Consider the following 12,788-nt stretch of genomic DNA (forward strand, 5'->3'; position numbering starts at 1 on the left):
ACACCCTCACTCATAATCCGCATGGGCCACCCGTTCGAAGCCAAAGGCTATCCCTTCATCGACAGCTTGCCGCACGCTTTCGAGGCTAAACCCGGCGAAGACCCGCGCGCCAGCCGTTAGCACAGCTTGTACAAGATTGAGCACGTCGCCCTCGATGCTGTAGATCGTCGACACTGGCATTCTGATCAGAAATGACGATCCTGATTGCCTCGGCATCCCCTGCATATCAAACTGCCATCGCCATTGCTTCCAATTTGGCCGAGAAACCCGATTTGGCGGCAGGTGCTGCATCGCTGAAAGCCGAGTGCTAAGACCGCCAAAATGATCACGCCAAGCACATGCTGACGGTAACTAGCTGAAAAAATTGATACAAATATAGCACCGTAGCAAATTGCGACGCAAACTGCACGTTTCGCGACATCACTCATAATCCGCATAAGCCAAGCTCTCGTCGGCGAGGTCGCTGAACTTGGTCGTCTTCGCCTCGAAGTGCAGGCGGATCTTGCCGGTCGAACCGTGGCGCGACTTGGCGACGATCAGCTCGGCGAGGCCGAAGACGCGTTCCATCTCCGCCGCCCATTCCTCGTGCTGCGCGTGGATCTTCACATCGTCGCCCTCGACCGGACGCTTGGGCTCGCGCGCAGCGACGTAATAATCCTCGCGGAACACGAACAGCACCATGTCGGCGTCCTGCTCAATCGACCCCGACTCACGAAGGTCGGAGAGCTGCGGCCGTTTGTCCTCGCGGCTTTCGACTTGGCGGCTGAGCTGTGACAATGCCATCACCGGAACATTCAATTCCTTCGCCAAGGTCTTCAGACCGCGGGAGATTTCCGAAATCTCCTGCACGCGATTGTCGCCGCCTTTCGACGTACCCTGCAACAGCTGCAGATAGTCGACGATGATGAATCCGATGTCGTGCCGCCGCTGCAACCGCCGCGCGCGCGTGCGCAGGCTGGCGATCGTCAGACCCGGCGTGTCGTCAATATAGAGCGGCAGCGTCTGCAGCTCCTGCGCGGCGCGGCTCAATTGCTGGAACTGCTCCTTGCTGATCTTGCCCATGCGCAACGCCTCCCCCGACACGCCCGACTGTTCGGCAAGCACGCGGGTCGCGAGCTGGTCGGCGGACATTTCGAGACTGAAGAAGGCGACCTTTGCGCCCATATTCTTTTCGGGCGGAATGCCGTCGTCGGAATCGCGGCGCCAGCGTTCGGCGGCGTTATAGGCAATGTTGGTCGCGAGCGAGGTCTTGCCCATGCCCGGGCGTCCCGCAAGGATCATCAGGTCGCTGTTGTGCATGCCGCCGATCTTGGCGTTGACGCTCGCGATGCCGGTGGTGATCCCCGACAGATGCCCGCCCGAATTGAGCGCGCGCTCGGCCGCCTGCAGTGCGGTGAGGCTCGCGGTGCTGAAGCTTTTGACCGACCCCATTTCGGCCTCGCCGCCCGCGACCTTGTAGAGCGCGGTTTCGGCTTCCTCGATCTGCGCTTGCGGGTCGACACTCTCGCTCGTGTCGAGCGCATTGTCGACAAGCGTGCGGCCGACATCGACCAGTTCGCGCAGCAGCGCGAGGTCGTATATCTGCCGCGCAAAGTCCCGCGCGCCGATCAGGCCGGCGCCGCTTCCGGTCAGCTGCGCAAGATAGCCGACGCCGCCGACGGCCTTCATCGCCTCGTCGCCCTCGAAAAAGGGCTTGAGCGTCACCGGCGTGGCTATGCTGTTGCGCTCGATCAGCGTCATTGCCTGTGCAAATATGCGCCCGTGGAGCGCTTCAAAGAAATGCGCGGGCTGGAGCTGAACAGGCAGATCCTCGACGACTCGATTGTCGATCAGGATCGCGCCGAGGAACGCGGCTTCGGCCTCGATATTGCGGGGTAATTGGCGCTCGTCCCCGGCGGAGGCCGGGGCAGGAAACAGGGCTAGCTCGGGCATAGAGACCTTCATGCGACGGGCGGCGGGCGGGCGCAACCGGCGATGACGCGAAGATTATCATATCTGTGGAATGCTGTGAATAAGTCGCCCTTGCCCTTCGCCACCGCACCGGTAGAAGCGGGGACAGCATGACCGACGCCGATCCTTCCAAACAGCGCATCATCTCGGTCGACCTCGACGAAAGCTCGATCGTCTGGCGCAACCCCGATGTCGAGCAGGAACGGCGCGTCGCGATTTTCGACCTTATCGAGGAAAATAAATTCGTGCCGCAGCGCGGGCACGAGGATGGCTATGCCGGCCCCTACCGCCTGACGCTGCGCGTCGAGGATGGACGGCTGATTTTCGAGATTGCGCGCGAAGATGGCTCGCCGCTCGAGGCGATCATTCTCGGCCTTGGGCGCTTTCGCCGGCCGATCCGCGATTATTTCGCCATTTGCGACAGCTATTATCAGGCGATCAAGACCTCGACCGCCCAGCAGATCGAAACTGTCGACATGGCCCGCCGCGCCCTCCACAACGAAGCAGCGGAAATGCTGATGGACCGGCTCGACGGCAAGATCGCGGTCGATTTCGATACCGCGCGGCGGCTGTTCACGCTGATCTGCGTGCTGCATATCAAGGGTTAGCAATGGCGACGGGGGCGGCACCATTGGGGAGTATCGGCGTAAAACTTCGCGACTGGCGCAGCCGCAGCGCGCACCTGCTGCGTCGTATCGGCGGTCTGTTGCTGTTGCTGATTCTGGCGGCTGCAATCGCGCTTTGGTGGGCGTCGCGCTGGGCTCCCCCGCGCGACATCTATCCGGTCCAAGGCGTGACGATCGACGCGAGCAACGGCGAAGTCCACTGGGGCTCGATCAAGGCCGCTGGCGCCGACTTTGCCTATATTTCTGCCACCACGGGGCGCGACGGAACCGACACGCACTACGCCGAGAATATGCGCGCCGCGCGCGATGCGGGAATCAGTACCGGATCGATCCACCGCTACAGCCTTTGCACGCTCGCGACCGACCAGGCGGCGAATTTCATCCGCCACGTAGCGCGGCGCCCTGACGCGCTGCCGCCGGTCGTCTGGCTCGACTTCGACGATAGCTGTCCCGACCGGCCGACGCGCGCGCTGCTGCTGTCCGAACTCGCGACCTTCCTCGCGCAGATCGAGGCACATATGGGCAAGCGCAGCCTGATCGCCCCCGGCCCCGCGTTCGAGGCCGAGTATCGCGTGACCGAAAGCATTGCGCGCACCGCGTGGCTGCGCCGCGACTTTTTCGAACCCGATTATGGCGCCCACCCCTGGACGATGTGGCAGGCAACGGGCCATCTTCGCATTGCGGGCGCCGATGGCACCGTCGGCTGGAACGTCGTACGCCCCGAAGGAGAAACCCTATGACGGACGCGCGCGATGCGCTCATTGCGGCGGCGCGCGATGCCGCGAGCCGCGCTTACGCCCCCTATTCGGGCTATCATGTCGGCGCTGCGCTGCTCCTTGATAACGGCGATGTCGTCACCGGCGCCAATGTCGAGAATGCGAGCTATGGCCTGACGCTCTGTGCCGAAACCGCGGCGATTGCGAAGATCGCGAACGAGGGCTGGATCGACCGGCTTGCCGAGGTCGCGATCGTCGGCGGCCGTCCCGACGGCGACGCGCTGATCGGCAGCGAGCCGGTGCATCCGTGCGGACGCTGCCGTCAGATACTGAACGAGGCCGCCGAACGGTCGCGCGCCGATATATTGGTTCATTGCGCCTCGGGCGACGGCACGTCGATCGCGACCTATCGGCTGAGCGAACTGCTGCCCGCCGCATTCGGACCCAAGGATCTGGGCCTCATAACCGACTGACCGCTTGCACTCGTCCGCGCGCGCCGACAAGAGAAACGCATGGCCATTCTTTCCGACAAATGGATTCGCGAAGCCGCCCGGACGCAGGGCATGATCGAGCCTTTCGTGGAGGCGCAGCGGCGCGACGGCTGCATCAGCTACGGCCTCTCCTCTTACGGCTATGACGCGCGCGTCGCGCCCGAGTTCAAGATTTTCACCAATATCGACAGCACCACCGTCGACCCAAAGGCGTTCGATCCCAAGAATTTCGTCGATCGCGAAACCGACGTGTGCATCATCCCGCCGAACAGCTTCGCGCTCGCTCGCACGGTCGAGTATTTCCGTATTCCGCGCGATGTGCTCGTCATCTGCCTCGGCAAATCGACCTATGCGCGCTGCGGCATCATCGTGAACGTCACCCCGCTCGAGCCCGGCTGGGAAGGGCATGTAACGCTGGAATTTTCCAACACGACTCCCCTGCCCGCCAAAATCTATGCCAATGAGGGGGCGTGCCAATTCCTGTTCCTGCAAGGCAATGAGCCGTGCGAGACGAGCTATGCCGACCGCTCGGGCAAATATATGGGGCAGAAGGGCGTCACGCTGCCGAAGCTGTAGGAAGGATTGAGCCGCGCGCTTCGGCGTTGATCTCAAAGTTCAGGAAAGTTCAGCCTTGTGCACGCCGCGGTTTGCAACGCCCGGCGGACATGCCGCCCCGGCTTCTACCCGCACCGGCAAGGCCGGGAAGCGATCCTTTTGTCCACATATCGAAAGAGCCGGGACGAAGGCTGGCACAGCGGAATAATGTAGGACAGCAGTTTTTTCGCGCGCGGGACGTCCGGTTTGGGGTGGAGAGCTGCCGCTAAATCCTCCCTGTCGCGCAGCGATGGGGAGGGGGACCGCTCGCGAAGCGAGGGTTGGAGGGGGGCCGCGACGTTGCGCCATTAGCCCCTCCGTCAGCCCTTCGGGCTGCCACCTCCCCATGCCTTCGCCACAGGGAGGATCGAACGCCCGCAATTGGCCGCTTTCCTGCATTCCTATGTCCGTTCGTGTCGAACGAAGGCGAGACACCCTTCGGCGCCCGCCTTTCCCTCCGCCCAAACGTCGAACTCGCCGCCCTCATCCCCCGCCATCGCCCCTTGGCACCCGGCACCATCTGCGCTAGCTTCCACTTAACGTTTACGTAAAGAGAGAGAGCCGATGACCGAAGCACGCGAATTCGACATCATCGTCTATGGCGCGACAGGGTTCACGGGCCGGCTTGTGGCCGAATATCTCGCGCACCATTATGCTGGGCGCAAGGACGCCCCCAAATGGGCGATGGCGGGACGCAGCAAGGATAAGCTCGCCGAGGTGCGCGACCTGATCGGCGCGCCGAAGGACGTGCCGCTCGTGATCGCCGACGCGAACGATCCCGCCAGCCTCGACGCGATGGCGCACCGCTCGAAGGTCGTGCTCACGACCGTCGGCCCGTACCAGCTTTACGGCGGCGATCTTGTCGCCGCCTGCGTCCGCGCGGGCACGGCCTATGCCGATCTGTGCGGCGAGCCCGGCTGGATGCGCGAGATGATCGACGCACATCAGGATGCGGCCAAGGCTTCGGGCGCGCGCATCACCTTCAGCTGCGGGTTCGATTCGATCCCTTTCGACCTCGGCGTGCTCTTCCTGCAGGCCGAGGCGGTGAAGCGGCACGGCAAGCCCGCGCCGCGCGTCAAGGGCCGCGTGCGCAAGATGCAGGGCGGCGCGTCGGGCGGCACCATCGCGAGCCTGACCGAAACGCTGAAGGCCGTCGCCAAAAAGCCGTCGCTCGCGCTGCTGCTCAAATCCTCCTTCGCGCTGACCCCGGGGTTCGAGGGGCCATCGCAGCCGACCGGGCTCGTCCCCGAACATGACAGCGCGACGGGCACCTGGACCGCACCCTTCATCATGGCGCCGATCAACACCAAGAATGTCCACCGCACCAATTTCCTGTTGGGGCACGAATGGGGTGCGGACCTTGTCTATGACGAGATGGTGATGACGACGATCGGCGACGCTGGCAAAGCGATGGCCGAGGCGATGGCGAAGGCGAACCCCTTTGGCGACGCCAAGCTGAAGCCTGGCGAAGGGCCGAGCAAGGAAGAGCGCGAGGCGGGCTTTTACGACATCCTGTTCATCGGCGAGTATCCCGACGGAACGACGATCCGCGCCAGCGTCCAGGGCGACCGCGATCCCGGCTATGGCTCGACGTCGAAAATGCTTGCGGAAACAGGGATGGCGCTGCTGGAAAATGACAGCAAAGGCGGCATCTGGACGCCGGGTGCGCTGCTCGGTCGGGCGCTGATCGACCGGCTGACCACCAATGCGGGACTGACCTTCCAGATCGAGGAATAAGCACAGGATGAGCACCTCCCCCAGCGCCCTCGACGCGCTGCTCTCCACGCTGCGCGTCGATGGCGACAGCGCAACCGCGCATATCGACACCGGCTGGATGCAGGGCCGCACAGCCTATGGCGGCATCAGTTCGGCGGTCGCGCTCGCTGCAGTCATGGAGCGCCATCCGACGGATGCACCTTTACGTTATGCCCAGATCAGCTTTGTCGGCCCCGTCGGGGGCGATTGCACGGTGGCGACGCGCGAGTTGCGCCGGTCGAAGTCCTCGCTGTTCGTCGACGCCGGCGTGTCGAGCGATCAGGGGTTCGGGACCGCGGCGATCTTTGCCTTCTCGGGCGATCGCGCGAGCCACCTCGACCACAATCGCCTGACCATGCCCGACGGCCCCGACCCCGACACACTCGAACCCGTCCCCGACCACAAGGTTCGCCCGCCCTTCACGCGCCATTTCGACATGCGCCCGGTCAGCGGGCCGCGCTTCGACTGGAAAAGCGATGTCGGCGAATATCTGACCTGGGTCCGTTTCGTCGAGGAGCCCTCCTGTCATCCGATGGTCACGCTGCTTGCGATGGGCGATGCGCTACCCCCCGCCGCAATGGCGCTGTTCAGCGAGTTCGGGCCGATCAGTTCGATGAACTGGACGGTCAACATGCTGACCGGCACCCCCGCCACCGACGACGGTTGGTGGCTGTTGTCGGCCAAGACGGGCTATGCGCGCGGCGGCTTTTCGGTGCAGGACATGATGATCTGGAACCGCGCGGGCGAACCTGTGATGAGCGGCAGCCAGGGAATCGCTATCTACGCCTAAAAGCCGTCGTCCCTGCCTTCGCAGGGGCGACGATTAGGCAATCGGCAGCGCGATCACCGCCTCGAGCCCGCCTTGTGCCCCATTGGCGAGCGACAGCGCCCCGCCCTCGCCGGCCGCAATCTCGCGCGCGATCGACAGCCCCAGCCCAGCGCCGCCCGTCGCGCGGTTTCGCGACTGTTCGCCGCGCGCGAAGGGCTCCACCAGCGCACGGATCTGTTCGTCGGTGAGGCCGGGGCCGTCGTCGGCGACAACGACCTGAGCTTGATCTGCCACGAGACGCACCGAGAGCCGCGCGCGGCTGCCATATGTGACGCCATTGTCGATAAGGTTGCGCAGCGCCCGGCGCAGCAACATCGGTCGCGCGACGACCGCGGCCTGCACGACATTATCAACCGCGACATTCTTGCCCTGCTCGACATAATCCTCGGCGAGTTCGCAGACGAGCGCCGACAGCTCGATCCGCTCCTGCACCTCATTCCCCGCCCCCGTCCGCGCGAGCGCCAAAATGTCGGTGAGCATCGCAGTCATCTCGTCGATCGAGGCGATCATCTTGTCGCGCAGCCGATCGTCCTCGACCCCCTCGACGCGGACGCGGAGACTGGCGAGCGGCGTGCGCAGGTCGTGCCCTACCGCGCCGAGCATCCGGTCCTTGTCGGCAAGCATCGTCGCGATGCGCGCGCGATACGCGTTGAAGGCGCGGATCAGGTCGCGCACGTCCGACGGCCCCTCCTCGTCGATCGGGATTGCGTCGCGCACTGCGGGGTTGGAGCGGGCGGCGCGCGTCAGGTCGCGCAGTGGCGCCGCGGCGCGCCACGCGATGATCATGATCGGGATGAGGAGGAGGAGATAGAGAACCAGCGTTTGCCAGACCAGGAAACCCTGCAGCCGGTTTCCGCTCGCAGGCAGGCGGCCGCGCACGGCATAATAGCGTCCGCCTACCTCCGCGACCACAATTGCCGTCCGCCCGGGCAGCTCGGTGCGCCCGAACCGGGGACGCTGCGGCAACACCCAAGCCTTGACGTCGCGTGCGTCGACATTGGCGTCGCCGAGCAGCGTCGCCACATAATCGGAGAGCTCCGGCATGGCGCTCGCGCCCGGAGGAACCGGCGGAGCTGCGTCGCCCGTCCAGACCCGCGGCTCGCGACGCTGGCGGCGGCGCTCGCGAGGGTCGCCCCGCTGGCGCTGAGGTTCGATCAGACCGCGCTCGTAACGGTCGACCGCGTCGATGATCCGCGCCACGGTCATCCCGCCACCATGTGCGAGCATCTGTTGCTTCATGCCGCGCGCGAGCAGGGCGAAGTTCACCGCCTGAGCGACAAACAGCATCACCGCGACGGCAAAGACGAGCTGGCCGATCAGGCTTTTGGGCCACAGACGGAATCTCATGCCGCGGGTCCGATTCGTTTGACCTCGCACGCGAGCGTATAGCCGCCGCCCCACACCGTCTTGACGAGCTGCGGATGCGCGGGGTCGGTCTCGATCTTCTTGCGCAGGCGGCTGACCAGATTGTCAATCGCGCGGTCGAAAATATCGGCCTCGCGCCCACGGACGAGGTCGAGCAGCCGGTCGCGGCTCATCACCTGCCGCGGATGGCGCAGCAGGGCGTGGAGCAGATGATATTCGCCCGACGACAGCGCGACCTCCTCGCCTGCTTCGTCGACAAGGACGCGCTCAACCTCGCGCAGCACCCAAGGCCCGAAGGCGTAGCTCGTCCCGCCCGAGTCGAGCGCACGTCCGTTTGCCTGCGTCCGGCGCAGCACGGTGCGAATCCGAGCAACCAGTTCGCGCGGGTTGAAAGGTTTGACGACATAATCGTCGGCGCCCATTTCAAGCCCGATAATTCGTTCGGTGTCCTCTGCGCGTGCGGTCAGCAGAATCACGGGCACGTCGCCCGCCTCGCGCAGGTGCCGTGTGAGCGACAATCCGTCCTCGCCAGGCATCATGATGTCGCTGACCACCAGATCGACCCCCTGCGCGCGCAGCACCGACCGCGCCTCAGCCGCGCTGGCCGCCGCCGTAACGGCAAATCCTTGCGTTTCCAGATACTCGCCCAGCGGCTCGCGGATCGACGGCTCGTCGTCGACCAGCAGGATGCGCGGCGTGTCGCTATCGGTCATCGGTTATCCGTCTGAAACAGGCGTTCGCCCACCGGCACGGAGCCGATGGGCGAACCTTGCTGGCAGGGACCAGCGGCAAAGGCAATGCATGGGAGGGGGGAGGAGTGCCCTGCCCGTCGCCGCTGGCCCCTGCCAAAGCTTTACTGGCTGGCGGGGCGCTGGCCGCGCTTGGCGCGCATCGCCTCACGATGAGCCTTGCGCTCTTCGGCCGTGACCTGCCCGTCCTTGTTCGCATCGACGCTGTCGAAGCGCGCGAGCGCTGCGGTCTGGAACTCGGCCTGGCTGATCACCTTGTCGCCGTTGGTGTCGGCGCGGCCCAGCATCATCATGCCATGACCGCCGCGCTTGCCGCGATGCCCGCGCATGCCGTCGCGCTTGCCGCGGTGGCTTTCGCCTGCTTCGGCACGCTTCTCGCCACGCTCGGTGCGCTTCGCGGCGCGCTCGGCGGCGTGTTGATCCCACTCTGCGCGGCTGATGTTGCCGTCCTTGTTCGCGTCGAGGCGCTCGAACATCTTGGCCTGCATTTCGGCGCGCTTCGCCGCGCGGTCAGTAGCGTCGAGCTTGCCGTCGCCATTCGCGTCCATCTTCGCGAACATCTGCGTTGCGGCGGCTTGCGCTTCGGCGCGGGTCAGCACGCCATTGCCATCGGCATCGCCCATCTTGCCACCCGGCGCGGCAAGCGCGGGAACGGCGATCAGGGCGGCGCCCAGAGTGAAGAGGGTGATCTTTTTCACGGAAGTACTCCTTCATGGGGGATCCGGTTTTCGGTCCCGATGAAGCGCTTTTAGGGGCCATTTATCGCACGCAATTGCCGCAATGGCGCAAAATTGTCGCAAAATGTCGCAATTGGACGTGCCCGTTCATGTCGCGGCAAGCGGCTTGGCTTGGTCCTGTGACAGGAAACACAGCGCAAGCTTCTACATCATTTCACATCGCAATCCGAATTCATGCTAAACTCGAATACCCACTAAGGCAGGGTTCCATGGAAAGGGGCAATGACGATGGAAGGAAACAGCAATAATACCACCGGCCTGATCGAGCGCATCAAAGGCATCCTGATGTCACCCGCTGCCGAGTGGGACAAGATCGACGCCGAACCCGATACTATCGGCAATATCTATTCGCGCTATGTCTTTCCTCTCGCCGCAATTCCCGCAGTCGCGGGTTTCATCGGATCGACGATGTTCGGCATTTCCGCCCTCGGATTCACCTATCGCCCCTCCATCGGTTCGGCGGCAACAACGGCTATCCTGCAATATGCCGGGGCGCTGATCGGCGTCTATGTACTCGCGCTCGTTATCGATGCTCTCGCCCCGACGTTCGAAGCGACGGCCAACCGTACTCAGGCGTTCAAGGTGGCGGCATATTCCGCGACGGCAAGCTGGGCAGCGGGGATATTCAACCTGATCCCAGCCTTGAGCGTGATCGGAATGCTGCTCGGCCTCTACAGCCTTTACCTCGTGTATCTCGGCCTCCCCAAGCTCATGCGCGCACCGGAAGGCAAAGCCGTTGGCTATGTCGTTGCGGCCGTCGTAACAATGATCGTGCTCGTCTTTGCGATCAGCCTGATCATATCGATGATCGTCAGCCCCTTTGCGCAGGGTCTCTGACAAGGTACCGAAATGAGTAAGCCCCGCCACATTTCTGTGGCGGGGCTCCCTCGGTTCCGTCCGAAGACGGGACCAATCCTATCCAATCTTTCGATCACATAGGCCCGAGAAACGCATCGGCGCGGGCCGGGTTCCATGACGAAGAAAATTTTTTCAACGAATGTTCGGGAGGCTGGAGCGGGTAGCGGGAACCGCAAAGCTCCAGTTTTTATTGGTTTTGCGCGTATCTCATGATGCGACCTAGAATCTGGCCCCCAAAATGGCCCCCAATTGCCTTTGCTGCCCCCCCGAAAAGGCGCTCGGTCGTCCGCGCCGATCTTGTGCGAAATCCGGCTAATCGGTTTCGCGGATCAGCCGTGCCAGCTCGCGCAAATATCGAGCGGCCGTCTCGGCGTCGGCAGAGCGCCCGCCATGCTTCCACGCATTGCGATTCGCGCGAGGCGCTCCGCTACCCTTCCCCCCGTGCATCCGGCACCGCAACTTGCCTTTGATCGCTGGTGATTGGCACCCCGTTCCCAAACGAGTCCGCGCTTGGCAGCGCTTTGCTCGTGCCAGTTGCTCCGGTTGCATGGGGTTGTTCGTCGGCTTTTGCATTTTTCTCGCCCCCCGCGTGATGATGGAATTGATCAGCAACAATGGCCTGCCCGCCTTCGTTGACGTGGACGTGGCGCACCGTTTGTTCGCGTGGCCGGTGAAGCTTGGCTACCGCCTCTAAGGTCGCCCTACTATTCGCCTGCGCTTTGAAAGCCAGACGGGCATAGCGTTCGGCCGCAAGTGGATAGTCGCCAAAGTTTATGATCGCCCGCCGACTCAATTCCGTAAACAACGCATCGAGCGAATGCGCTTGGGCGGTCAGCATTTCGGTTGCCGCTGCCATGTCACCTTTGCAGGCAATCTCAGCCTTGGCTTTGAGCGCCCGTCCAAAATCATCGAGTTGCGGCTGACCGGGCAGCTTACCGACCATTTTTTCGGTCAGCGCGCTGGAAACTATGCCGTGCCGCAAATATGGGCCGATCATCGCGCGTGCCATCGTCTCGGCTTCGCTTTCGCCTTTTTGGGCCTCTATCGTCACCGCCCGATCAGGCTCCACCTTCTTCCCTTTAACGGTCATGCCGCCTCTCTCCATCGCGCGTCTTGAAACGCCGCCGCATAGGCCAGCACGGCCACTGGCGCGGACCAATCAGGTTGCCACCATCCCCATGACGTTTGAGGTGCCCCCTGACCCCATGGTGCAGCTGTATGTGTGCTGGAATCCGGAATGACCGACTTTGGCGCAAATCCGCCATTCTCATACTTGAGCGTATCGGAATACGATACCGCTGGCTGCCCCTTTGTTGATCGGATCAAGGGCATCGTTTCGGATTCCAACACCGGCAACTGATTGCTGTCGCGAGCCTTCCGATAGGCCTTCAGTGCGCGCAGACCGCGATCCATCCGCCTTCGGGCTTGCGTCTTGGGTTCCGGTTCGCGGGTTATGAAATCAGATGTCGGGGCCTTGCGTCCGGGACCGGCCACCCAAGTCAGGCGCCAGCACCGCGCGCGCGATTTGTCGGCGGCCTTTACCTTAAAATGAGCATCCTTGGTCATCTCGATAAAGCCTAGTGCAGTCAGATCGTCGAACGCACGGCTGGCAGCTGCTAAGTCGGCGACGCCCAGCCGGTAGGCGGCATCGCGGACGCTCAAATAAAGGCTCCCATTGTTCGATCCATTTTCGAGCATTGCGAGTTCGACTAACAGTGAGCGTGCGTTGGGCGACAAGGCCCGATAAGCATTCGTGTTAAGCATGGCATGGTCCAGCCGGGCGAAGCGGCTGGTCGGGCTGCGGCCGGTTGCATCAATCCGGTTGCGCCGATTGCGGCTGCCCACAACGATCAGCCTTCGCCGATAACCAGAGCGCGAAGCGATGCCGCCGGGATCAGTGTGCGTTTTCCAACCTTTCGGGATTCCAACCGCCCCTCGCCTATCAACTGGTATAGGCGCGTGCGGCCAAGCGACGACACACGGCAAGCTTCGTTAATGGAATAGGCGAGCGGCTCAATAGCAACAGTTGTAGCAGTCATAGAATGTCTCCGTTCGGCTTTGAACGGGATCATCCTACATTGGCCTTTACTGTGGGACCGCCACCAATAGCCAATAAAT

Annotated in this window: 16 protein-coding genes; 7 read left to right on the forward strand and 9 right to left on the reverse strand. The window is 63.3% G+C overall.

All coding sequences use genetic code 11. The features are described 5' to 3' along the window. Positions 1–6: 6 nt before the first annotated feature. Both JI743_RS02910 and JI743_RS02915 read right to left on the reverse strand, forming a co-directional pair. Positions 7–174, reverse strand: coding sequence for a hypothetical protein (locus JI743_RS02910; RefSeq protein WP_201925770.1), 168 nt, complete (start codon positions 172–174; stop codon positions 7–9). Between the two features lie 246 nt (positions 175–420). Then, entirely contained in the window at positions 421–1,932 is a 1,512-nt protein-coding gene (locus JI743_RS02915; protein WP_201925772.1) for a replicative DNA helicase, read from the reverse strand. A gap of 128 nt (positions 1,933–2,060) precedes the next feature. On the opposite strand from JI743_RS02915, the gene JI743_RS02920 reads away from it, so the two are divergent. From JI743_RS02920 to JI743_RS02945, 6 genes are all read left to right on the forward strand, one after another. Beyond that, the gene (locus tag JI743_RS02920) at positions 2,061–2,558 is read left to right on the forward strand and encodes a UPF0262 family protein (RefSeq protein WP_201925774.1); all 498 of its coding nucleotides are present in this window, start codon (positions 2,061–2,063) and stop codon (positions 2,556–2,558) included. 2 nt (positions 2,559–2,560) lie between these two features. Then, positions 2,561–3,316 carry a glycoside hydrolase family 25 protein gene (locus JI743_RS02925; protein ID WP_201925776.1) on the forward strand — a complete coding sequence of 252 codons (756 nt, stop codon included), beginning with the start codon at positions 2,561–2,563 and terminating at the stop codon, positions 3,314–3,316. After that, positions 3,313–3,765 carry a cytidine deaminase gene (locus JI743_RS02930; protein WP_201925778.1) on the forward strand — a complete coding sequence of 151 codons (453 nt, stop codon included), beginning with the start codon at positions 3,313–3,315 and terminating at the stop codon, positions 3,763–3,765. Before JI743_RS02925 ends, JI743_RS02930 begins: the two co-directional genes overlap by 4 nt. A 39-nt stretch (positions 3,766–3,804) precedes the next feature. Beyond that, on the forward strand, positions 3,805–4,359 hold the full coding sequence (gene dcd, locus JI743_RS02935) for a dCTP deaminase (protein ID WP_201925780.1): 555 nt from the start codon (positions 3,805–3,807) through the stop codon (positions 4,357–4,359). Positions 4,360–4,941: 582 nt separating this feature from the next. After that, positions 4,942–6,114 carry a saccharopine dehydrogenase family protein gene (locus JI743_RS02940; protein ID WP_201925781.1) on the forward strand — a complete coding sequence of 391 codons (1,173 nt, stop codon included), beginning with the start codon at positions 4,942–4,944 and terminating at the stop codon, positions 6,112–6,114. Between the two features lie 7 nt (positions 6,115–6,121). Then, entirely contained in the window at positions 6,122–6,922 is an 801-nt protein-coding gene (locus tag JI743_RS02945) for an acyl-CoA thioesterase (protein WP_201925784.1), read from the forward strand. A 33-nt stretch (positions 6,923–6,955) separates the two neighbouring features. Here the strand turns inward: JI743_RS02945 and JI743_RS02950 are convergent, their stop codons facing one another. From JI743_RS02950 to JI743_RS02960, 3 genes are all read right to left on the reverse strand, one after another. Next, positions 6,956–8,308, reverse strand: coding sequence for a sensor histidine kinase (locus JI743_RS02950; RefSeq protein ID WP_201925786.1), 1,353 nt, complete (start codon positions 8,306–8,308; stop codon positions 6,956–6,958). Continuing rightward, positions 8,305–9,039 (reverse strand): response regulator, encoded by a 735-nt coding sequence (locus JI743_RS02955; RefSeq protein ID WP_201925788.1) that lies wholly within the window; start codon positions 9,037–9,039, stop codon positions 8,305–8,307. Before JI743_RS02955 ends, JI743_RS02950 begins: the two co-directional genes overlap by 4 nt. A 140-nt stretch (positions 9,040–9,179) precedes the next feature. Further along, complete coding sequence (locus JI743_RS02960) at positions 9,180–9,773, reverse strand: EF-hand domain-containing protein (RefSeq protein WP_227339750.1); 594 nt, start codon at positions 9,771–9,773, stop codon at positions 9,180–9,182. 261 nt (positions 9,774–10,034) lie between these two features. Between JI743_RS02960 and JI743_RS02965 the strand changes: the two genes are divergently transcribed. After that, on the forward strand, positions 10,035–10,649 hold the full coding sequence (locus JI743_RS02965) for a Yip1 family protein (RefSeq protein ID WP_236659665.1): 615 nt from the start codon (positions 10,035–10,037) through the stop codon (positions 10,647–10,649). Between the two features lie 333 nt (positions 10,650–10,982). On the opposite strand, the gene JI743_RS15370 is transcribed toward JI743_RS02965, so the two are convergent. From JI743_RS15370 to JI743_RS02980, 4 genes are read right to left on the reverse strand one after another with little or no spacing between them, the layout of a single operon-like run. Beyond that, the gene (locus JI743_RS15370) at positions 10,983–11,168 is read right to left on the reverse strand and encodes an HGGxSTG domain-containing protein (protein ID WP_369076734.1); all 186 of its coding nucleotides are present in this window, start codon (positions 11,166–11,168) and stop codon (positions 10,983–10,985) included. Next, on the reverse strand, positions 11,098–11,760 hold the full coding sequence (locus tag JI743_RS02970) for a hypothetical protein (protein ID WP_236659666.1): 663 nt from the start codon (positions 11,758–11,760) through the stop codon (positions 11,098–11,100). Before JI743_RS02970 ends, JI743_RS15370 begins: the two co-directional genes overlap by 71 nt. Next, on the reverse strand, positions 11,757–12,515 hold the full coding sequence (locus JI743_RS02975; protein WP_201925790.1) for a hypothetical protein: 759 nt from the start codon (positions 12,513–12,515) through the stop codon (positions 11,757–11,759). Before JI743_RS02975 ends, JI743_RS02970 begins: the two co-directional genes overlap by 4 nt. Before the next feature lie 5 nt (positions 12,516–12,520). Then, a complete protein-coding gene (locus JI743_RS02980) occupies positions 12,521–12,742 on the reverse strand; it encodes a helix-turn-helix domain-containing protein (protein ID WP_330901891.1) in 222 nt (73 codons plus the stop codon). Between the last annotated feature and the right edge of the window lie 46 nt (positions 12,743–12,788).

This window comes from Sphingopyxis jiangsuensis (genome assembly GCF_016734905.1).
Classification (GTDB): Bacteria; Pseudomonadota; Alphaproteobacteria; order Sphingomonadales; family Sphingomonadaceae; genus Sphingopyxis; species Sphingopyxis jiangsuensis.

Bases quoted from the DNA above. Each gene is read 5' to 3' on its own strand.
- JI743_RS02955 (WP_201925788.1), bottom strand. From the start codon at position 9,039: ATGACCGATAGCGACACGCCGCGCATCCTGCTGGTCGACGACGAGCCG.
- JI743_RS02965 (WP_236659665.1), top strand. From the start codon at position 10,035: ATGACGATGGAAGGAAACAGCAATAATACCACCGGCCTGATCGAGCGC.
- JI743_RS02980 (WP_330901891.1), bottom strand. From the start codon at position 12,742: ATGATCCCGTTCAAAGCCGAACGGAGACATTCTATGACTGCTACAACT.
- JI743_RS02925 (WP_201925776.1), top strand. From the start codon at position 2,561: ATGGCGACGGGGGCGGCACCATTGGGGAGTATCGGCGTAAAACTTCGC.
- JI743_RS02920 (WP_201925774.1), top strand. From the start codon at position 2,061: ATGACCGACGCCGATCCTTCCAAACAGCGCATCATCTCGGTCGACCTC.
- JI743_RS02950 (WP_201925786.1), bottom strand. From the start codon at position 8,308: ATGAGATTCCGTCTGTGGCCCAAAAGCCTGATCGGCCAGCTCGTCTTT.
- JI743_RS02940 (WP_201925781.1), top strand. From the start codon at position 4,942: ATGACCGAAGCACGCGAATTCGACATCATCGTCTATGGCGCGACAGGG.
- JI743_RS02915 (WP_201925772.1), bottom strand. From the start codon at position 1,932: ATGCCCGAGCTAGCCCTGTTTCCTGCCCCGGCCTCCGCCGGGGACGAG.
- JI743_RS02930 (WP_201925778.1), top strand. From the start codon at position 3,313: ATGACGGACGCGCGCGATGCGCTCATTGCGGCGGCGCGCGATGCCGCG.
- JI743_RS02945 (WP_201925784.1), top strand. From the start codon at position 6,122: ATGAGCACCTCCCCCAGCGCCCTCGACGCGCTGCTCTCCACGCTGCGC.
- JI743_RS02970 (WP_236659666.1), bottom strand. From the start codon at position 11,760: ATGACCGTTAAAGGGAAGAAGGTGGAGCCTGATCGGGCGGTGACGATA.
- dcd (WP_201925780.1), top strand. From the start codon at position 3,805: ATGGCCATTCTTTCCGACAAATGGATTCGCGAAGCCGCCCGGACGCAG.